Origin of the sequence: Streptomyces fructofermentans, from assembly GCF_014651055.1 — a bacterium.
Classification (GTDB): Bacteria; Actinomycetota; Actinomycetes; order Streptomycetales; family Streptomycetaceae; genus Streptomyces; species Streptomyces fructofermentans.
In genome coordinates this window covers 16,194-36,750 of record NZ_BMWD01000036.1, presented here as the reverse complement: position 1 = coordinate 36,750, position 20,557 = coordinate 16,194, and the positions used below count along the sequence as shown (strand labels likewise).

Annotated in this window: 12 protein-coding genes; 4 read left to right on the top strand and 8 right to left on the bottom strand. The window is 73.5% G+C overall.

Annotated elements, in window-relative coordinates; translation table 11 throughout:
* Nucleotides 1-105: 105 nt before the first annotated feature.
* Nucleotides 106-822: an HNH endonuclease family protein gene (locus IE265_RS33820; protein WP_229916829.1), complete on the bottom strand. Its 717-nt coding sequence runs from the start codon at nt 820-822 to the stop codon at nt 106-108.
* A gap of 451 nt (nt 823-1,273) precedes the next feature.
* Nucleotides 1,274-2,173 carry an SCO6745 family protein gene (locus IE265_RS33815; RefSeq protein WP_190039587.1) on the bottom strand — a complete coding sequence of 300 codons (900 nt, stop codon included), beginning with the start codon at nt 2,171-2,173 and terminating at the stop codon, nt 1,274-1,276.
* Between the two features lie 350 nt (nt 2,174-2,523).
* Here IE265_RS33815 and IE265_RS33810 point away from each other — a divergent pair, with 350 nt between their 5' ends.
* The gene (locus tag IE265_RS33810; RefSeq protein ID WP_190039606.1) at nt 2,524-3,057 is read left to right on the top strand and encodes a TetR/AcrR family transcriptional regulator; all 534 of its coding nucleotides are present in this window, start codon (nt 2,524-2,526) and stop codon (nt 3,055-3,057) included.
* 308 nt (nt 3,058-3,365) lie between these two features.
* Here the strand turns inward: IE265_RS33810 and mfd are convergent, their stop codons facing one another.
* From mfd to IE265_RS33795, 3 genes are all read right to left on the bottom strand, one after another.
* The gene (gene mfd / locus IE265_RS33805) at nt 3,366-6,899 is read right to left on the bottom strand and encodes a transcription-repair coupling factor (RefSeq protein ID WP_190039586.1); all 3,534 of its coding nucleotides are present in this window, start codon (nt 6,897-6,899) and stop codon (nt 3,366-3,368) included.
* A gap of 715 nt (nt 6,900-7,614) precedes the next feature.
* Complete coding sequence (locus IE265_RS33800) at nt 7,615-10,188, bottom strand: ABC transporter permease (protein WP_190039585.1); 2,574 nt, start codon at nt 10,186-10,188, stop codon at nt 7,615-7,617.
* Nucleotides 10,185-10,973: an ABC transporter ATP-binding protein gene (locus IE265_RS33795; protein WP_190039584.1), complete on the bottom strand. Its 789-nt coding sequence runs from the start codon at nt 10,971-10,973 to the stop codon at nt 10,185-10,187. Before IE265_RS33795 ends, IE265_RS33800 begins: the two co-directional genes overlap by 4 nt.
* A 437-nt stretch (nt 10,974-11,410) precedes the next feature.
* Here IE265_RS33795 and IE265_RS33790 point away from each other — a divergent pair, with 437 nt between their 5' ends.
* The 3 genes from IE265_RS33790 (at nt 11,411) to IE265_RS33780 (ending at nt 15,682) form a co-directional block, all read left to right on the top strand.
* The gene (locus IE265_RS33790; protein WP_190039583.1) at nt 11,411-12,928 is read left to right on the top strand and encodes an MFS transporter; all 1,518 of its coding nucleotides are present in this window, start codon (nt 11,411-11,413) and stop codon (nt 12,926-12,928) included.
* Between the two features lie 601 nt (nt 12,929-13,529).
* Nucleotides 13,530-14,075, top strand: coding sequence for a DUF485 domain-containing protein (locus tag IE265_RS33785; RefSeq protein WP_190039582.1), 546 nt, complete (start codon nt 13,530-13,532; stop codon nt 14,073-14,075).
* Nucleotides 14,072-15,682, top strand: coding sequence for a sodium/solute symporter (locus IE265_RS33780; RefSeq protein WP_190039581.1), 1,611 nt, complete (start codon nt 14,072-14,074; stop codon nt 15,680-15,682). The genes IE265_RS33785 and IE265_RS33780 overlap by 4 nt, the downstream gene beginning before the upstream one ends.
* 10 nt (nt 15,683-15,692) lie before the next feature.
* On the opposite strand, the gene IE265_RS33775 is transcribed toward IE265_RS33780, so the two are convergent.
* From IE265_RS33775 to IE265_RS33765, 3 genes are all read right to left on the bottom strand, one after another.
* Complete coding sequence (locus IE265_RS33775; RefSeq protein ID WP_190039580.1) at nt 15,693-16,580, bottom strand: cellulose-binding protein; 888 nt, start codon at nt 16,578-16,580, stop codon at nt 15,693-15,695.
* 210 nt (nt 16,581-16,790) lie between these two features.
* The gene (locus tag IE265_RS33770; RefSeq protein ID WP_190039579.1) at nt 16,791-19,463 is read right to left on the bottom strand and encodes an SUKH-4 family immunity protein; all 2,673 of its coding nucleotides are present in this window, start codon (nt 19,461-19,463) and stop codon (nt 16,791-16,793) included.
* A gap of 7 nt (nt 19,464-19,470) precedes the next feature.
* Complete coding sequence (locus tag IE265_RS33765) at nt 19,471-20,496, bottom strand: SMI1/KNR4 family protein (protein WP_190039578.1); 1,026 nt, start codon at nt 20,494-20,496, stop codon at nt 19,471-19,473.
* Nucleotides 20,497-20,557 lie beyond the last annotated feature (61 nt).

The window sequence follows — 20,557 nt, the reverse complement described above, 5'->3', positions numbered from 1 at the left end:
GTGCCGCCGACGGCCGCGAGTGCCGCCGGTACGGGGCCGGTCCCACCGACGGCCGCCGGTGCGGGGCCGGCGCTCCCGCACCGGGCGGGGCGGCAGGCTCGGCGCTCAGTCGGCGTGGAACCGGGCCGGCGCCCTCGTCGGCGTCCCGCCCTCGGGAAGCCGCTGCTCGGGGCAGCCGGACAGCACCCGCTTCATCGCGTCCCTCTCCGCGGCGGTGACCCACAGCCCGTACTTCTTCTTCACGGCGACCTGCCTGGCCACGTAGGTGCAGCGGTAGGCCTTGTGGGGCGGGAGCCAGGTGGCCGTGTCCCCGTCGCCCTTGCTGCGGTTGGGGCCCGCGTCGACAGCGAGAAGGTTCAGCGGGTCGTTGGCGAGCGCTATCCGCTTGCTCGCGTCCCACTTCTGGGCGCCCTTCTGCCAGGCGTCCGACAGGGCGACGAGATGGTCGATGTCGACCTCGCTGCGGCCGCCGCGCTCGAAGGTCACGTCCTTGTCGGTGTACGGGTCCGGATCGAGCTTTCCCGCACTGACCCGGCACTCGCCGTCGCTGAACCTCACGTCCTTCAGGTCCCGTTTGAGTATGTCGTCGCGCGTGTCGCAGCCGTTCGAGTCGGTGTCGGCCCACGGCGTGCCGAACCTGTCCCGGTCGAACCCCGTCCTGGGAGCCCTTCCCTTGACGGTCAACGAGTCCAGCGCGGTGAGGGCGGCCCCGCCCTTTCCCACGGGCTCCTCGGGCCCGGCCGAACCCGGCGTCTCCACGGTGCAGCCGGTCGCGGCGAGCACCAGGACCGCGGCACCGGCCACTCTCGTCCAGTGCGTCACGGCACTCCCTCCCCTTGTCTCCCCGGGTCCGCCCGTGCGGGCGGGCCTTCCCGGCCCTCACCGTACTGGCCTGGGCCGTCGTGCCGTCATGGGACCACCCCGGGCTCCCGGCGCGCTCCGGGGGAGCGTGTGGTGCGCCACCGGCGCGCCCCCGGTGGTGACGGTTCCCGCGTCCCTGACTTGAAAACCCGGGGTTGGCGCCCGGGCTCGGGTACCGACGCCCGGACCCCGAGCCCGAGCCCGAACCCGAGCCCCGAGCCCCGAGCCCCAAGCCCCAAGCCCCAAGCCCCGAGCAAGGCTCCGGTCGACACAGCGAGGCTCCGGTCCGGTCACCCCAGCAAGGCCCCGTCCCGGCAGCAAGGCCCCGTCCCGACAGCAAGGCCCGGGTTCCGACGGTCGGGCTTCGGGCGCCGAGGCCTCAAGTCGCCCTTCACCGCGCTCTCCTGCCGCGTCACACCTTCCCGATGCCCAGTGTGGTCTCCGAGGGGAGCAGCCCGGACCCGAGGACGGCGACCCAGAACTCGCCCAGCAGTTCGGCCAGTCGGCCGGTGGCGGCCGGGCCCAGCGACCGCCATGGCTCGGCGGCCAACTCGTCGGTGCGGTGCTCGACCTCGCGGCGAAGGGCGCGTCCGGCGTCCGTCGCCGTGCCGTCCCCGGCCAGCAGGCCGCGGGCGACGAGCCGTTCCCGTGCGGCGGACCACTCCCCCGCACTCCAGCCCCGGCTCTCGAACCGCTCCACGGGGGCGGCGCCCACGGCCGCGAAGGACACGAGCGCCTCGACGGGATCGAGTCCGGCGACGAGCAGCGCGGCCAAGTGACCGTCCCCCCGGTGCTCCCGCAGGATCGTCGCCGCGTGCCACAACTGCGCGTGCGGGGCTTCCGGCCAGGGCAGTTCGGCGTTGGCCGCGGCCAACGGCCGCCCCGCCGTGCTCAGCGACTCGGCCGCGCGGCGGGCCAGCGCCGCCGCCTCGGCCAGTTCGGGACTGCCCGCCCGGTCGCCGAGTATCGCCCGGTACGCCCGGTCGACACCTCTCGCTCGCGCCCGGATCACCTGCTCGGGGTCCGCGGTCTCCCACACGCCGTCCATGTGCGCGGCGACCATACGCGGACTGAAGCTGAAGAAGGCCGAGGCGACACGGCCCTCGCCGACGGCCCCCAAGGGCGCGGCCCGCAGGGGGAAGTAGGAGGGCCAGCGCTCCTCGACGTCGAAGCCGAGTGCGGCGGACTCCTCGAAGACCTCCGGCGCGTAGTAGAGCACCGCGTGCAGCGGCTCCAGGAGGTGCCACATCTGCCGCACCCTGCCCGGTTCGATCCCGCTGTCCCGCACCGCCCCGTCGACGTCCGCAGACATGACGTACCCCCTTCGTCCGATCCCGCCCCCACGAAAACTTGACACTGACAAGATTGCCCGCCACCGCCGAACTTGTCAATGCCTAGATTCGGCGTACGCTGCTGACCATGACGAGGAGCACGCACGCCACCGGCCCAGGGCCCGCGCACCGGCCCGCGCACCGGCCGACGGCAGAACCCGCCGCGTCCACCGACACCGCACCCGCGAAGGCCTCACAGCCCGCGGAGCCCTCGGAGCCCTCGGAGCCCACCCAGCCCCCGCAGCCCCCGCAGCAAGCGGCCCCCTCGGGGCCCGGCGAACCCGCGGGGCCCCCGGCCGCCCCCGGGCGCCGCGCGTACCACCACGGCGATCTGCGCCGCGCGATCCTGGCGGCCGCTCTCGACGTGATCTCCGCCGAGGGTCCGGCGGCGGTGAGCCTGCGGGACCTCGCCCGCCGCGCGGGCGTCTCGCACGCCGCGCCGGCCCACCACTTCAAGGACCGCACGGGCCTGCTCACCGCGATCGCGGCCGAGGGCTACGCGCTGCTGGCGGCCACCCTCGCGGACGCGGCCGACCCGCGGGACACGGGTGTGCGCTACGTACGGTTCGCGCGTGAGCACCCGGCCCATTTCCAGGTGATGTTCACGCCGGAACTGCTGCGGGGCAACGATCTGGAGCTGACGGCGGCCAGGGCGCTCGCGGGTGAGCGCCTGCGCGGCGCGGTCTCCGCCGTCCCGCAGGAGGGACGCGGCGATGACGCCCGGCTCGCGGGGGTCGCCGCCTGGTCACTGGCCCACGGCTTCGCCACGCTCCTGCTGGGCCACAACCTGGAGGGGCCGATGGGCGACCAGGACCCCGAGGAGGTCTTCCGCCTCCTCACCGGGATGCTCTTCAAGTCCCCCTGAATTGCCGAGTCCCGGGCGCCCGGGACTCGGCAAGGGGGAAGGGGGAAGGGGGAACCGGGAAAGGGGGGAAGGCGTAACCGCCCCTCACCCCTGGCACCGGCGGGGCCGCCGAGCGACGGACACCGGGGCACCGCGCACCTCGGCCCTCGCCCCCGCAGCGCCGCCGACGGAGCGCGGCCCACCCCCAGGACCCGTACGCCCCGCACGACCCCGTAGACCCGTGCGACCCCGTACCCGTGCGACCCCGTACGCCCCGCACGACCCCATAGGACCCGTGCGACCCCGTACGCCCCGCACGACCCCAACCCCTACGACCCCAGGATCGACGTCAGGAACTCCCCGGTCCACCCGAGCAGCTCCCGCCCGACCAGCGGCTTCCCGCCGACCCGCGCCGTCTTCGGACGCGGCACCAGCACCTGGTGCGCCGCGGGCTTGATGACCGTGCCCGGGTACAGCCGCTTGAGCCGAAGCTCCTGCGACTCCCGCAACTCCACCGGGGCGAACCGGATGTTGGTGCCCTGCAGGACGATCTCGCCGACCCCGCATGCCCGCGCCAGCATCCGCAGCCCGGCCACCAGCAGCAGGTTCTCCACCGGCTCGGGCAACTTGCCGTAGCGGTCGACGAGTTCCTCGCGCACCGCCTTGACGTCCTCCTCCGAGTTGGCGGAGGCGATCGACCGGTAGGCCTGCAGGCGAAGGCGCTCGCCGGGGGCGTACTCGTGCGGGACGTGCGCGTCGACCGGGAGCTCGATCTTGACCTCCAGGGGCGGCTCCTCCTCCACCCCGCCCTCCAGGGAGGCCCGGTAGTCCGCGACGGCCTCCCCCACCATGCGTACGTACAGGTCGAATCCCACGCCGGCGATGTGGCCGGACTGCTCGCCGCCGAGGAGGTTGCCCGCACCGCGGATCTCCAGGTCCTTCATGGCCACGTACATGCCCGCGCCCATCTCGGTGTGCTGGGCGATGGTCGCCAGCCGCTCGTGGGCCGTCTCCGTGAGCGGCTTCTCCGGCGGGTACAGGAAGTAGGCGTAGCCGCGCTCGCGTCCGCGGCCCACCCGGCCTCGGAGCTGGTGCAGTTGGGACAGGCCGAAGTTGTCGCCGCGCTCCACGATCAGCGTGTTCGCGTTGGAGATGTCGATGCCCGACTCGACGATCGTCGTGGAGACGAGGACGTCGAACTTGTTCTCCCAGAAGTCGACCACCACCTGCTCCAGGGCCTGTTCGGACATCTGCCCGTGGGCGGTCGCGATTCGGGCCTCGGGGACGATCTCGCGCAGCTTCGACGCCGCGCGGTCGATCGACTCGACCCGGTTGTGGATGTAGAAGACCTGCCCCTCGCGGAGCAGTTCGCGGCGGATGGCCGCGCCGATCTGCTTCTCCTCGTACGGGCCGACGAACGTCAGGACCGGGTGGCGCTCCTCCGGCGGCGTGGTGATCGTCGACATCTCCCTGATGCCCGTCACCGCCATCTCCAGGGTGCGCGGGATCGGGGTCGCGGACATGGTCAGCACGTCGACGTTGGCCCGCAGCTTCTTGAGCTGCTCCTTGTGCTCGACCCCGAAGCGCTGCTCCTCGTCGACGACGACGAGCCCGAGGTCCTTGAACCTGGTCTCGGAGGAGAACAGCCGGTGGGTGCCGATGACGATGTCCACCGAACCGTCCCGCAGGCCCTCCAGGACCGCCTTGGCCTCGGTGTCCGTCTGGAAGCGGCTGAGCGCCCGCACGTTCACCGGGAACTGCGAGTAGCGCTCGGAGAACGTCCCGAAGTGCTGCTGCACGAGCAGGGTCGTGGGCACCAGGACGGCCACCTGCTTGCCGTCCTGGACGGCCTTGAAGGCGGCCCTGACCGCGATCTCCGTCTTGCCGTAGCCGACGTCGCCGCAGATCAGGCGGTCCATCGGGACCGTCTTCTCCATGTCCTCCTTGACCTCGGCGATGGTGGTGAGCTGGTCGGGGGTCTCCGCGTACGGGAACGCGTCCTCCAGCTCGCGCTGCCACGGCGTGTCCCCGCCGAAGGCGTGCCCGGGGGCCGCCATCCGCGCGGAGTACAGCTTGATCAGGTCCGCCGCGATCTCCTTGACGGCCTTCTTCGCTCGGGCCTTGGTCTTCGTCCAGTCGGCGCCGCCCAGGCGGTGCATCGTGGGGGCCTCGCCGCCCACGTACTTGGTGATCTGCTCCAGCTGGTCCGTGGGGATGTAGAGGCGGTCGCCGGGCTGGCCGCGCTTGGCGGGCGCGTACTCCACGACCAGGTACTCGCGGGTGGCGCCCTGGACGGTCCGCTGGACCATCTCGATGTAGCGGCCCACGCCGTGCTGTTCGTGGACGATGTAGTCGCCCGTCTCCAGGGTGAGCGGGTCGATGGTCTTGCGGCGGCGGGCCGGCATCCGGGCGCCGTCCTTGCCGGCGGCCTTCTGGCCGGACAGGTCGGTCTCGGTCAGCACGGCGAGCTTGAGCGCCGGGTCGACGAAGCCGTAGTCGATCGAGCCGCAGGCCACCTGGACGACGGAGGGCGCCAGCTCGCCGAGGTCCGGCTCCAGACGGGCCGCGATGCCCTCGCCGCCGAGCACCTCGACGGTACGGGCGGCGGGTCCGTGGGCCTCGGTGACGAACACCGTGCGCCACCCGCCGGCGAGCCACCCCTTGGTGTCGGCGAGCGCCTTCGCCGTGTCGCCCCGGTAGGTCTCGGGCGCGTGCATGCCCAACTTCAGCGTGTCGGCCTCTTCGAGCGCGTCGTCCGCGGCGAAGGGCGACACGGACCACCACATCATGTCCAGCTCGCGGGCCCGGTCCCGGACGTCCGCGATGGACCACAGGGACGCCGCGTCGACGTCGATCGGGGCCTCGCCGCCGCCCGCCGTGGCGGCCCAGGACGCCTGGAGGAACTCCTGCGAGGTGGCCACCAGGTCCGTGGCCCGTGTCCGTACGCGCTCCGGGTCGCAGACCACGGCCATGGAGCCCTCGGGCATGACGTCGAGGAGGAGTTCCATGTCGTCGACGAGGACCGGGGCGAGGGATTCCATGCCCTCGACGGCGATGCCCTCCGCGATCCTGCCGAGCAGCTCGCCCAGTTCGGGGTGCTCCTCCGCGAGCCGGGCCGCCCGCGCCCTCACCTCGTCCGTGAGCAGCAGTTCGCGGCAGGGCGGCGCCCACAGCCCGTGCTCGGCGACCTCCAGGGAGCGCTGGTCGGCGACCTTGAAGTAGCGGATCTCCTCGACGTCGTCACCCCAGAACTCCACGCGCAGCGGGTGCTCCTCGGTGGGCGGGAAGACGTCGAGGATGCCTCCGCGCACGGCGAACTCGCCGCGCTTCTCGACGAGCTCCACACGTGCGTACGCCGCTGCCGACAGGGCTTCCACGACCTGGCCGAGGTCCGCGCTGCCGCCGCTGCGCAGTGCCACGGGCTCCAGGTCGCCGAGGCCCTTGACCTGCGGCTGGAGCACCGATCTGACGGGGGCGACCACGACGGAGACCGGGCCGGTCTCCGGGTCGTCGGGGCGCGGGTGCGCGAGGCGCCGCAGCACAGCGAGCCGGCGCCCCACGGTGTCGCTGCGCGGGGACAGCCGCTCGTGCGGGAGCGTCTCCCAGGACGGGTACTCCACGACCGTGTCGGGCGGCAGCAGGGACCGCAGGGCCACCGCCAGGTCCTCGGCCTCGCGTCCGGTGGCCGTCACGGCCAGCACGGTACGGCCGGCCTTGCGGGCCAGTGCCGCCACCGCGAACGGCCGGGCGGCGGGCGGGCCCACCAGGTCGACGTGCATACGGTTGCCGTCGCCGGCGGCCCGCACCGCTTCGGTGAGTGCGGCGTCCTTGACGACGGCGTCGAGCAGACCGTGCAGGCTCATGAAGAGGTGTCCATCCGGGAATCCGAGGGTGTGGGCAACGCGAACCGCCCGACACGTCTGACGGGCCGGGGGTCTCCAGCGTACGACGCCGGGGTCACCGGCGCCGCGCCCGCCGGGACGAGGGACACGGATCTCCCGCCCGACCGGCCGGGTACCTGCCGGCGCCCGGCCCGGACCCGCACACCCGCCCGGCGAAGCCCAGTCCACCCGGCACGCCCGCCCCGCGCACCGGGGGCGGGGACGGATCCCGACCGTCCGGGACGCGCCCGCCGGGCCCGCCGCCTCCGCCCCGTACGTCCGCCCCGCGAAGCCATCTCGGCCCGGCGCGCCCGCCCCACGCGCCACGCCGGCCCCGCACGAGCGACACGCACCTCCCGGCCGAGCGCACGCACATACCGGCGCCCGGCCCGGACCCGCACACCCGCCCCGCGGCGGCCGCCACCCTGCACGCCCGCCCCGCACACCGGGGGCGGGCGGACGGATCCCGACCGTCCGGGACGCGCCCGCCGGGCCCGCCGCCGCCTCCGCCCCGTACGACCGCCCCGCACGGCAGTCGCTGCGGCGCCCCGTCCTCCGGCGTGCGGACGGGCGCGTGTGTGCCCCGGACACGCCGAAGCCCGGCACCGCGAGTCCGGGGACTCGCGGTGCCGGGCCTCCCCCGTCCGCCGTCCGGCCCCACCGCGACCCCCGTCCACGGTGGAACCGGACCGCGCGTCTAGTCCGTGGCGATGGCGTTCAGGACGTTCATCCGTCCCGCCCGGAACGCCGGCACGAGTGCCGCGAACAGGCCCACGAAGGCCGAGCCGATGAACACCCCGATGATCGTCGGCCACGGGATGTCCAGGACCTTCAGTCCTTCGAGCGCGAGGAGCTGCTGCGCCGTGGCGCCCCAGCCCATGCCCAGACCCAGGCCGAGGAGCGCTCCGAAGAGGGCGATCACGACCGACTCCAGTCGGATCATGCGGCGGAGCTGGCGGCGGGAGAGGCCGATGGCGCGCATCAGGCCGATCTCGCGGGTCCGCTCGACGACCGAGAGGGCCAGGGTGTTCACGACGCCCAGGACCGCCACGATGATCGCGAGGGCCAGCAGGCCGTAGACCATGTTGAGGAGCTGGCCGATCTGGTCCTTCAGCTCCTGCTTGTAGTCGGTCTGGTCACGCACCTGGTACTGCGGGTACGGGTCCAGCGCCTTCTTCAGGGCCGCGTACGCCGTCGCCTCCTGGCCGTCCTCGGCGGTGGCGAACATGATGTCGTTCGGCGGAATCCTGTCGGCCGGGACGTACTGCTCCATCGTCGCGATGCTCATGTAGCGCGAGCCCTTGTCGATGGCCACGTCGTCGTCCGTGACGGCCGCGACCTTCAGCTTCGCGGTCTTCCCGCCCTTGAAGGCGACGGTCATGGTGTCGCCGACCTTCACGCCGTGCTTCTTGGCGTAGTCGGAGCCGACCGACATCGAGTCCTTCGCGTACGCCGCCGACAGCTCGCCGGCGATCGTCTCGCGGCGCAGGTCGCTCGCGTACGTCGGGTCCGCGGCCGTCACGTCGCTGTCCTCGGTGCGGCCGTCGGGCGAGGTCAGCTCCGCCTCGATCAGCTTGTAGCTGGTGACGTGCTCCATGCCCGGCGTCGACTCGATGGCCTTCTGGGCCTGGGGCACGATCCGCTGGTTGCCCTGGACGATGAAGTCCGTGCCGACCGACTTGTCGAGCTCCTCGGTCGCGGAGGCCACCATCGAGGAACCGACCACGGAGAGGCAGGCGACCAGCGCGAGGCCGATCATCAGGGCCGCTCCGGTGGCTCCCGTACGCCGCGGGTTGCGCAGCGCGTTGCGCTCGGCGAGGCGTCCGACGGGGCCGAAGGCGCGCAGCAGGACCGCGCTGATGGCCCGGACCACACCGCCCGCGAGCAGCGGGCCGACGATGACGAACCCGATCAGCGAGAGCACCACACCGGCGCCCAGCATCAGCGAGCCGTCGGCTGCCTTCTCCGCGCCGGCGGCCGTGAACAGGGCCGCGGCTCCGGCACCCGTGAGGACCAGGCCGACGATCCCGCGGATCCATCCGGCCCTGCCGTCGGCCGGGGTACCGGCGTCGCGCAGCGCGGCCATCGGGGAGACCTTGCCGGCGCGGCGGGCCGGCAGGTAGGCGGCGAGGACCGTGACGACGATGCCGAGGACCAGGCCGACCACGGGGGTCATGGCCTTGACGGTGAGGTCGGCGGTGGAGAGGTTCATGCCGGCGGACGACATGAGCTTCATCAGGCCGACCGCGATGCCGACACCCGCGGCGACACCCAGGACCGAGCCGACGACGCCGAGCAGCAGCGCCTCGAAGAGCACGGACCTGTTGACCTGCTTGCGGGACGAGCCGAGTGCCCTCATCAGGCCGATCTCGCGGGTGCGCTGGGCGACCAGCATGGAGAAGGTGTTGATGATCAGGAAGATGCCGACGAGGAAGGCGATCCCGGCGAAGCCGAGCATGGCGTACTTGATGACGTTCATGAACTCGCCGATGCCCTCGCGGTTCTCGTCCGAGAGCTCCTTCTGCGTCTGGACCTTGAGGGCGGGGCCGGAGCCGGTGAGCTCCGCGGAGACGTTCCGCTTGAGCTGCGTGTGGGTCACACCGGCGTCGGCCGTGACGTTGACCTGGGTGAACCGTCCGGTGGCGCCGAGCAGTTCGCGCTGCGCGGTGGCGGTGTCGTAGTAGACGACGGCGGCACCGGGGTTGGTCACCTTGAAGGTGGCGATACCGACGATCCGCGCCTTGAAGTCGCCCGTGACGGCGATGGTGCGCAGTTCGTCGCCCATCTTGAGGTGGTGCTTGTCGGCGGTGTCGGAGTCGACCATCACCTCGGTGGGTCCGCGCGGGGCGTGCCCGGAGGTGATCTCCATCGAACGCAGGTCGTTCTTGGTCCAGTTGCCCGCGATCGTCGGGGCGCCGGTGGTGGACCCCATGTTGTCGTTGTCGCTGTCGACGACGGTCACGTTCATCGAACTGACCGCGCCCTCGGCCGACTTGACGCCCTCGGCCTGCTTCGCCCGGTCGATGACCGAGGCGGGCAGCGACTCCGGCTTGCCGTTCTGCGGGTCCTCGTTGTTGTTGGCCGCCTTCGGGGTCACCGTGACGTCCGCGGAGGTCGTCGCGAAGAGCTTGTCGAAGGTCGTGTTCATCGTGTCGGTGAAGACGAGCGTCCCGCAGACGAACGCCACCGACAGCAGGACGGCGACGGCCGACAGGGCCATGCGTCCCTTGTGCGCGAAGAAGTTGCGCATCGAGGTCTTGAAGACGGTCATGACGTGCGCCCCCGGGCGTCGAAGTCCTTCATGCGGTCGAGGACGGCGTCGGCGGTGGGCCGCAGCATCTCGTCGACGATGCGGCCGTCGGCGAGGTACAGGACCCGGTCCGCGTACGAGGCGGCCACCGGGTCGTGCGTGACCATCACGATGGTCTGCCCGAGGTCGTCGACCGAGCGGCGCAGGAAGCCCAGCACCTCGGCGCCGGCGCGGGAGTCGAGGTTGCCGGTCGGCTCGTCACCGAAGATGATCTCCGGTCGGGCGGCGAGGGCGCGGGCCACGGCGACGCGCTGCTGCTGGCCGCCGGAGAGCTGGTTGGGCCGGTGCCGGAGCCGGTCGGCGAGCCCGACGGTCTCCACGACCTGGGCCAGCCAGGCCTTGTCGGGCTTGCGGCCGGCGATGTCCATCGGCAGCGTGATGTTCTCGATCGCGTTCAGCGTCGGCAGCAGGTTGAACGCCTGGAAGATGAACCCGATCCGGTCGCGGCGAAGCTGCGTGAGCTTCTTGTCCTTGAGGCCGGTGATCTCGGTCTCGTCCAGGTGGATCTGCCCGGAGGAGACGGTGTCGAGTCCGGCGAGGCAGTGCATCAGCGTGGACTTGCCGGACCCCGAGGGACCCATGATGGCGGTGAACTGCCCCCGCGCGATGTCCACGTCGACATGGTCCAGGGCGACGACGCGGGTCTCTCCGGACCCGTACGCCTTGACGACCTGCCGCGCCCGTGCGGCAACGGCCGTACGCCCTCCAGTGCCCCCGTGCCTGGTGATGGTTACAGCCGATGTCACGGTATGTCTCCTAAGTCGGCCGCCCGGTGGGACGGCGAGGTGCGCGGCGGGTTCGTGTCGTTCGGTACGGCCACAAGTCTGGCGGCGGGGGGCGGTCCCCCGCGCTGGTGCCCAGCGCAGTCTTCTGCGGGGGAAAACCCCACCATCGAAGGTGTGGTTCGTCCGGGCGGGCCGCCCCCCAGCGGCGTAAAGCCAGGTTAAGGAGCACCCGGTGCGCTTCTCGTCCTCCGGCGGTACGAACCCTCCCCGAGCCGTAGTACGGAGGACCCCCTAGGGGGTCTCCACCCTCCGGTGGATCTCTTCTCGGGGGCGTCTCCACCCCCGGGCCCACTCAGCCTGCGCCCTGCCGCGACGTGAGGGTCAAGTGGGAAGCTGTCGGCGACAGATAGATGCAGGGGGAATGAATCAGGTCCCCGCGGCGCAGGGGGAGGCCTCCGGTGGACAGTGCGACACCCGGCACACGCACGGCGGCGGCGGACCGCCCCCCGGCTCCCGCGCGCCGGCCGGCCGTCGTCGCCGCGCTCATGCTCTGCATGGGACTGGCCGCCCTCGACTCCACGATCGTGTCCACCGCCGTCCCCCAGATCGTCGGCGACCTCGGCGGCTTCTCGGTGTTCTCGTGGCTGTTCTCCGGCTACCTGCTGGCCGTCACGGTCAGCCTGCCCGTCTACGGGAAGCTCTCCGACACCTTCGGCCGCAAGCCCGTGCTGATCGCCGGCTCGATCCTCTTCCTCGTCGGCTCGCTGCTCTGCGCGGCCGCCTGGAACATGGCCGCGCTGATCGCCTTCCGGGTGGTCCAGGGACTCGGCGGCGGGGCGCTCCAGGGCACGGTCCAGACACTGGCGGCCGACCTCTACCCGCTGGAGCAGCGCCCGCGGATCCAGGCCAGGCTGTCCACGGTCTGGGCCGTCTCGGCGGTCGCCGGCCCGGCGCTCGGCGGGGTGCTCGCCACCTACGCCGACTGGCGCTGGATCTTCCTCGTCAACCTGCCACTCGGCGCGGTCGCGCTCTGGCTCCTCGTGCGCCACCTGCACGAACCGGAGCGTGCCCGGACGCGGCGCCCGCGCATCGACTGGGCGGGCGCGCTCACGGTCTTCGCCTGCGGAGGCGTGCTGCTGACGGCGCTGGTGCAGGGCGGGGTGGCCTGGCCGTGGCTGTCGGCGCCTTCCCTCGCGCTGTTCGGCACGGGGCTCGCCCTGATCGCCGTGCTGGTCCTGGTCGAGCGCCGCGCCGCCGAACCGGTCATCCCCGGCTGGGTCTGGCGGCGACGCACCATCGCCGCCGTGAACCTGGCCCTGGGGGCACTCGGCCTGCTGATGGTGGCACCGACGGTCTTCCTGCCGACGTACGCGCAGGCGGTGCTCGGGCTGGCACCGGTCACCGCGGGCTTCGTGCTGTCGGTGTGGACCCTGAGCTGGCCGGTCTCGGCGGCGCTCAGCCAGCACGTCTACCGCCGTATCGGCTTCAGGAACACGGCGATGCTCGGCATCGGCGCGGCCACGCTGATCCTGTTCGCCTTCCCGTTCCTGCCGTACCCGGGCGAGGCCTGGCAGCCCACGGCGCTGATGCTGCTCCTGGGCGGCGCGCTCGGCCTCTTCCAACTGCCCCTGATCATCGGGGTCCAGTCGAGCGTGGGCTGGGCCGAGCGCGGCACCGCCACCGCCTCCGTGCTGTTCTGCCGCCAGACGGGCCAGACGATCGGCGCCGCCCTCTTCGGAGCGGTGGCCAACGGCGTGCTGGCCGCCCGGCTCGGCGGCGCGGGCGACCTGGACTCGGTGACCGGAGCCCTGGAGTCGGGCGCGCCCGCGGAGCACGTACGCAGGGCGGTGGCCGACGCCGTCCACTCCGTCTACTTCGGCGCCGCCTGCGCGGCCGGACTCGCCTTCCTGGTCCTGCTGTTGCTGGCGCCGCGCCGCTTCCCGGTCCTGCCCGGCTCCGGGGACCGGGCGGACTGAGCCCTTGGGCGACGTCCACCGGGCGGACCGAGCGCGTGAGCGACGTCCACCGGGCGGACCGAGCGCGTGGGCGACGTCCACCGGGCGGACCGAGCGCGTGGGCGACACCCACCGGGCCCACGGCCTCCGGGCCGAGAGCCTCCGGGCCGACTCCCACCGGCCCGACGCCCGCGCAGGGCCGCCCGGGGCGCGGGACCCGCGGGAAGCCGCCACTCGCGGCACACCGACCGCACCGGCACCGCTCCCGTCGCACGGGCCGTCAGGCACCACTCGCGGCACACCGACCGCGCCGGCGCCGCTCCCGTCGCACGGGCCGCCGGACACGACTCGCGCCACGCGACCGGGCGGCGGCGGGCCGCGCCGGAGCGTCCGCCGGGGCACGGGCACCGGGACCCGTCCGGTCGCGGCGCGCGCGGGCCGCCCGGCACAGACGCGCAGGTTAACGCGGGTAACACCCCGAGTCGGCGGAGTAAGCGCGTACCGACCGGCCAGTTCGTAGAAACCCTCGCCCACTCCGGCTACCTGCGAGTAGCGTGCAGGCTCGCTCACCCCCCGCTCCCTGCGGTCCGCCCCGGACCCGAGCCACGCAAGGAGAACCGGGATGTCCTACGACACGTCCCCGTCGTCCCCCTTCCCGCCGCCCGACCCGCCGCCCGTCCCCCCGCACCACGCGGCCCCGAAACCCCAGCGATCCCAGCCGTCCCCTTCGTCCCCGTCGTACCCGACGTACCCCGCACACCCGGCGCACCACTCGTCCCCGACGCCCCCCACCTATCCGTGGGCCCCGCAGCCCCAGGCGCCCGAACCCGTCCGGCCGCCCCGCCGCCGCCACACCGCTCTCGGCCGGCACAGCGACCTGCGGGTGCTGCGCACCGCGTACCGCCGTCAGCGCCGCGTGGCGACCCTGACGGCGCTCGGCTACTTCACGCTCTTCCTCGTACTGTCCGCGTCCGCGCCCTCGTTGATGACGAGCCGGGTGAGTGACGGCCTCAACGTCGGACTGCTGCTCGGGCTGCTCCAGATCCCCGTCACCTGCGCGGCGATAGCCCTGTACGAGTTCACCGCGCGGCGCGGTGTCGACCCGCTGGCCGAACGCATGCGAAGGCAGACGGAGTTGGACACCAGGCGGGCGGAGGCGGCCCGATGACCGGTTTCAGCAGTTCCGCCCAGACGATGTCGCTGGTGGCGTTCACCGTCGTCGCCACCATCACCCTGCTGCTGTGCGTGATGACGGGCCCCGACCGCGACGACCTCGACGAGTTCTACACGGGCTACGGCAGCCTGTCGCCGATGCGCAACGGCCTGGCCATCGCCGGGGACTACATCTCCGCGGCGACGGTCCTCGGCACGAGCGGCGTGATCGCCCTGTTCGGCTACGACGGTGTCGTCCTCGCCCTCAGCACCGCGCTCTCCCTGATGCTCCTGATGTTCCTGCTGGCCGAACCCCTGCGCAACGCGGGGCGGTTCACCATGGGCGACGCGCTGGCCCGGCGCATGCCGGGGCGCGCGGTCCGCGCCACCGCGTGCGCCGCCACCCTGGCGGCGCTGCTGCCGCTGATGCTCGTCCAACTGGCGGGCACCGGGGACCTGCTGGCGTTCATCCTCGGCTTCTCCAGCCCGGGCCTGAAGACGGGCTGCATCATCGGGCTCGGCGTCCTGATGATCAGCTACGCGGCGATCGGCGGCATGAAGGGCACCGCGCTGATCCAGATCCTGAAGATCGTGATGCTGCTCGGCTCGGGCGCCGTGATCGCCCTGCTGATCCTCGCCAGGTTCGACTGGAGCCTGGGCTCCCTGTTCGGCCAGGCGGCCCGCGGCAGCGGGGCGGGCCCCGCCTTCCTCAGCTCGGGCCTCCAGTTCGCCGGCGGCCCCAACCCCCGCCTGGACATGATCAGTTCGGAACTGACCGTGGTCCTGGGCGGAGCCTGCCTGCCGCACATCACCATGCGCATGTACACGGCCGGCAGCGCTCGCCAGGTGCGCCGGTCGATGTCCTGGGCGGTGCCCGCGGTCGCGCTGTTCGTGCTGATCATCACCATCGTCGGGTTCGGCGCGACGGCGCTCATCGGACGGAACGCCGTCGGAGCCGCGGATCCGCAGGGCAACACCGCCTATCTGCTGGGCTCCCGGGCGGCGTTCGGCGCGGACGTGTCGACGGCGGAGACGTTCCTCTTCACCACCGTCACCTCGGCGATCTTCCTGACCGTGCTCGCGTCGGTCGCCGGAATGATCCTCGCCTGCGCCAACTCCCTGGCCCACGACGTGTTCGCGCACAACGGCGGGGAACTGTCACCGCGCCGGGAGATGACCCTGGCCCGGGCCTCCGCGGCGGCGGTCGGTGTCCCCGCGATCCTGCTCGCCACGCTCGTCCAGCACCACAGCCTCCAGCCGCTGGTCACCCTCTCGTTCTGCCTCGGCGCCTCGGCCCTGGCCCCGGCGCTGGTGTACAGCCTCTTCTGGCGCCGCTACACCCGCGCCGGACTCATGTGCACCCTCATCGGCGGCACGCTGGGCACGCTTGTCCTGATGACCGGCACCAACCTGGTGTCCGGCTCACCCATATCGGCCTTCCCCGACCACGACTTCACCTGGTTCCCGTTCACCACGACGGGCATCGCCTCCATCCCCCTGGGCTTCGCGCTCGGCTGGCTCGGCACGGTCGCCTCCGGCCGCGGGAAGGCGCAGGAGCAGCGCAGGCAGTACGAGGCGGTCGAGGGCTGGATCCTCGCGGGGGCGGTACGCAGGGGAAGGTGAGGGCCGCGGGCTACTCCGCGGCGGCCCGCCCGGTCAGGGCGGTGAGGCTGCTGCGGACATGGTCCATGTGCGCGCGTACGCAGTCCCACTCCTCGCCGTGCTCGCGCAGGACGCGCTCCGTCTCGCGGGCGAGGCGGTCCTCGCACACGTGCGCCTCGGCGAGGAGTTCGGCGGCCCTGGCCTCCGCGTCCTCCTGGAGGTGGCGGGTCGCCTCGCGGGCCTCGGCGAGGGCCCGTTCGGCCTCGACCAGACCGGCCCCGGCCCGCTCCGCCAGCTCCTCGAACCGGGCGTCCAGGGCGGCCTCGCGCTCCGCGGCCTCCCGGCAGGCCCGCTCCTCCCGCGCGGCCTGCTCCTTCTCCTGCTCGGCGAGGAGCGCCTCGCCGCGCCGCCGGGCCTCGCGCAGCACCGCGAGCGCCTCGCCCCGGCTCTCCTTGACCTCGCGCCGGGCGTCGATCCGCATGCCGTCCGCCTCGGCCCGTGCGGCGAGCAGCCGCTGCGCGGCCCGTTCGGAGGCGTCCTCGCGCACCGCGTCGGCCGCCTTCCGCGCGTCGGCGCGCAGCAGCCCTGCCGCCGCCTCCGCCTCCTCCACGAGGGTCCGCGCCTCCTGCCGGGCCCGCTCGGTGACCGCGCCGGCCTCCTCCTCACCGAGCGCGAGCAGGCGCCGGGCGCGCTCGCCGAGCGTGTCGTACGTCTGCGGCACCAGCCCCGCCACCACCTCGCCCAGCCGCTGCGCCTCGGTCTCCATCTCCCTGGCCAGGACGGTCAGCCGGGCGGCCCGCTCCCAGGCCGCGTCGCGCGCCCCGGAGATCCGCGCGGCGTACGCGTCGACCTGCTCGGGACGGTAGCCGCGGCCCCGTACTGCCTCGAAGCCATGAGGTGACACCGATGCGCTGCTCATCCCCGAATCCCCTCTGCGGCGTGCGACGTACAACACGATTTGCCGCACATCTTGGTTGATCGGACGGAAGTGTTCATAACGCGACACTCCGTGCGATCGTCCGTCGAGGACGCGATCGGGGACCCGGCACAAAAAGGGGCGGACCCGGTCGACCGACCGGGTCCGCCCCTTGCAGCAGGCGGGGATCTCAGGGGAGAACGGGACGTGCCGTCAGAGGAGGCCGTCCCACATCTGCTCCAGGAGCACGGACCACCAGCTCTCCGGCGACGCCAGCGCCGCCGGGTCGAGCGAGGCCAACTGCGCCTGGAAGTCGACGGTCCAGCGTCCCGCCTGCTCCTGGTTCAGACCGAACCGCAGCCGCCACATCCGCCCGAGCAGCGCGAGGCTGCGCGCGAACTCCGGCAGCCCCGTGTTCACGAACTGCGGCGGCACCGGCGCACCGCCCGGACCCGCCTCCACCGGCACGGCGACGATGTTCGCCGTCCCGTACTGGACACAGATCGCCTTGCCGAAGTCGCTGCCCATGACGAGGTACGAGCCCGCGTCCGCGGCCGGCTGCACACCGCGCTCCTGCGCCAGCTCCGCCAGCGTCGGCACCGGACGGCCGGGCTGGGCCTGCGCCCAGAAGAACGGGTTCATGTCGACCGGCAGCCCGGCCGCCACCAGCGTGTGCGCCACGATCGGCGGTACGCCCTGCCGGGAGACGGCCACGTGGTCGAACCGGAACAGCCCCGGCCCGAAGGCCGCCGCGAGCTCCTGCCCGATCGCCTCCGGCGGGATCGGCGGCACGGGCTGCACCGGCGGCAGCGGCGCCCGGACCGGCCCGGGCCGCGCCGGTCCGTCCGCGACCTGGTGCAACTCGCCCTGGTGGGCGAGCAACTGGGCCATGCCCTGCTGACGGCTCGCGTGGTCGGTGCCGTACGGGGCGATGCTCGTGATGCGTGCCTGCGGCCAGCTCTCCCGGATCATCCGCGCGCAGTAGGCGCCCGGCAGTTCGCAGGACTCCAGCTCCGTGTGCAGTTCCAGCACCTGCTGCGGCGGCACGTTCATCGCCCGCAGCTCGTGCAGGATCTGCCACTCCGGGTGCGGGGTGCCCGGCGCGGACCGCCGGATGAGCTGCTGCTCGCTGCCGTCGTGGGCCCGGTAGCGCAGGACGGCCTGGTAACCGGGTCCGACCGTGGGCAGACCCGGCTGCGGGTAACCGTAGGCAGGGGGCTGCTGCCCCGGCGCGGGGTGGCCGGGGAACGGCTGGGGTGCGGGCGGGGGCGTGCCGGGACCCTGCGGGTGTGCCGTGCCGGGACCGCCGACGGACGGCCCGGCCAGCATGGTCTCGGCATGGTGCACGGGCCCCGCGGCACCGGGAGCTCCGGGCACACCGGGAGCGCCGGGCAGACCCGGAGGCTGCGGAGCGCCGGGGCCGCCCACCGACGGACCCGCAAGCACGGTCGCCGCGTGGTGGCCGCCACCGGACGGCGTACCACCGGGAACACCCGGAGCCCCGGGGGGTCCGGGAACGCCGGGGGGCCCGGGAGGCTGCGGAGCGCCGGGACCGCCCACCGACGGACCCGCCAGCACGGTCGCCGCGTGATGGCCGCCACCGGGCGGCGTACCACCGGGAACACCCGGGGCCACGGGCCCGTCCGGACCGATCTGCGACACCATCTGCGTCGGCACGTACCCGCCCGCCGGGGTTCCCGGGACACCGGGGCCCGACGCCGAGGGCGCACCGGCCGGCCGCGCGCCCGGCGTGCCCGGGGCGCCCGGCGGAGGCGGCGTCGCGGCGACGCCCGCGCCGCGCGCACCACGCGGCGGGGCCTGCGCCTTGCTCGTCGCGGCGTCGGCGATGTCGCCCGCGTGGGACGCCGGCGGCCGCCCCGGACCCGCGGGCGCGGCCGGCGGGGGCGGGGCCCCCTGCGGATGGCCGTACGAGGACCCGCCCGGCACACCGGGAGGCGGCGTACCGGCGCCGGCGCCCTGCGGTTGGCCGTACGACGGCTGCCCTGGAGGCGGCGTACCGGGAGCACCCGCCCCCCGCGGGCCGCCCGGCACACTGGGGGCCTGCGGGAAGCGCGACGCGTCCGGACCGTCCAGCGCGGGCGCCACGGCTGTGCTCGGAAGCGAGCTGCCGCCCGAGATGAGCCTCGTCTCGGCCTCCGGCGCCGCCTCGGGCGCCGGCGGGGCCGGCTCCTCGACCTCGCGGATCTGCGGCGCGTACACCGTCGTCGGCAGCGGGACCGAACGGTCCTCCCCCGCCTCGGCGTTGGTGTCCGTGCCCGCCCACGGGGTCGCGTCTGCGGGCACGCCCCGCCCGCCGGAGGAACCCCCGGCGGCGGGCCACGGCGTGCCGCCGTCCGGCGCGGCGGGAACTCCGGCGGCGGACGGGGCGACCGGCCCCGCCATCGTCTCGGGCAGCGGAGCCGCACCCGACGGCACGGCATCCCCGACAGAGGCAGAGGCGGCGGCAGGACGGGAACCCGCCCCGTCCGACGCGCGCTCACGGCGGTCCGGGATGCCCATCCGGTCGGCCGCCTCCTGGAGCCACTCCGGCGGCGTCAGCAGGAACGACGTCTGATTGAGGTCGACACGCGCCGGAGGCGCCGGCGTCGCGTCCGCCACCACGTCCGCGAGGCCGTACCGCTCCTCGTACCGGCGGATCACCTCGCCCACCGGCAGCGCGGGCCACAGCGTGGCGTCCCCGCTGTCCCGCGCGATCACGAGCCGCTGCGCACCACCGTCGGAACGCGGACCGTCCGCCCGGTCCTCCGCCCACACCACGAACCCCAGGTCGAACTCCCGCACCCGCACCTCACGGTGCTGGTACCCGGGCACGTCCCCGTTGATCCACTCTTCCGCGCGCTCCTGCGCCTGCGCGAAGGTCACCATCCGTCGTTCACTCCCCCACCGAAGACGCCGTGTCCACCGGCACCGCACGCGCGAAGCCGCCGTCCACCATCAGGTTCGCCACGGTCTCCAGCTCGGGCGGATTGCCCGCCAGCCGGGACAGGAACGCGTCGAAGTCGTCACCGCACGGCAGCAGCAGCCGCCGCACCCGCTCCTCGGGCGGCCACGCGTCCTGGTCGCGGGCGTCGTCGTACGCGCAGAACCAGACCGAGCCGATCCGCTCGCCCTTCACCTTCACGGCCAGCAGACCGCCCTGCACGAACCCCACTCCCAGGTAGTCCTTGGTGAGATGGTCCCGCAGGCACTTGTTGACGTACACCAGGTCGTTCACGGCCGCCTCGTCGCGCACCGTGAAGAACGGCTGGTCGACCAGCAGCCCCAACTCGGCGTCGAGCGCGGCCCCGACCGGAGCGCAGCCGCCCGCCGCCTTCAGGAAGGACCGGTACGCCCCGGGCAGCCGGTACCCCAGCTCCTCCTCGACACCCAGCACCTGCTGCTCCGTCACCGCCACCGACGCCTTCGGCAGTCCCAGGTGCGCGGGGCGGGTCTCCTGGAGCGGGCGCGTGCCCCGCTTGTCCTGGTCCACGGCCGCCGTCGCCAGCCCGCCGTGGTGCCGCAGCAGCGCCTTCACCTCGACCGGCACCAACTCCAGCCGACGCGTGCCCGGAACGTGGTGCCAGGTCCAGCCGTGCGGAGTCGCCACCGCGGGAATGGTGTCCCACAGCTCGTGCCCCTCGGCGGCCATCACCGCGTTCGCGGACACGTAGTCCGTCAGCCGCAGCTCGTCGACACCGAAACCCTCGGGCGGATCGGCGATCTCCGCGGCGGCACGCGCATAGAACGAGAAGTCGGGATGGCCCCGCTCGTCGATCCGTACACCCCTGGGGTGGCGCGCCGCGCGCACCGGGTCCGGGAACTGCACGACCTGCCCGGCGTAGGCCGCGTTCGGCGGCCCGGCTTGTCCCGCGGCCTGACGGCCGGGAGGTGCCCCCAGCCCGAGCCGACCTGTCGTCATGGCGGTTGCCCCCTGCGGCGTGTCTGAAGAATCGCGGATATCGACAGCCTATGCGGTTGGA

Excerpts from the sequence above, each read along its gene's own strand:
- IE265_RS33815 (WP_190039587.1), bottom strand. The coding sequence starts at position 2,173 with ATGTCTGCGGACGTCGACGGGGCGGTGCGGGACAGCGGGATCGAACCG.
- mfd (WP_190039586.1), bottom strand. The coding sequence starts at position 6,899 with ATGAGCCTGCACGGTCTGCTCGACGCCGTCGTCAAGGACGCCGCACTC.
- IE265_RS33800 (WP_190039585.1), bottom strand. The coding sequence starts at position 10,188 with ATGACCGTCTTCAAGACCTCGATGCGCAACTTCTTCGCGCACAAGGGA.
- IE265_RS33785 (WP_190039582.1), top strand. The coding sequence starts at position 13,530 with ATGTCCTACGACACGTCCCCGTCGTCCCCCTTCCCGCCGCCCGACCCG.
- IE265_RS33780 (WP_190039581.1), top strand. The coding sequence starts at position 14,072 with ATGACCGGTTTCAGCAGTTCCGCCCAGACGATGTCGCTGGTGGCGTTC.
- IE265_RS33775 (WP_190039580.1), bottom strand. The coding sequence starts at position 16,580 with ATGAGCAGCGCATCGGTGTCACCTCATGGCTTCGAGGCAGTACGGGGC.
- IE265_RS33770 (WP_190039579.1), bottom strand. The coding sequence starts at position 19,463 with ATGGTGACCTTCGCGCAGGCGCAGGAGCGCGCGGAAGAGTGGATCAAC.
- IE265_RS33765 (WP_190039578.1), bottom strand. The coding sequence starts at position 20,496 with ATGACGACAGGTCGGCTCGGGCTGGGGGCACCTCCCGGCCGTCAGGCC.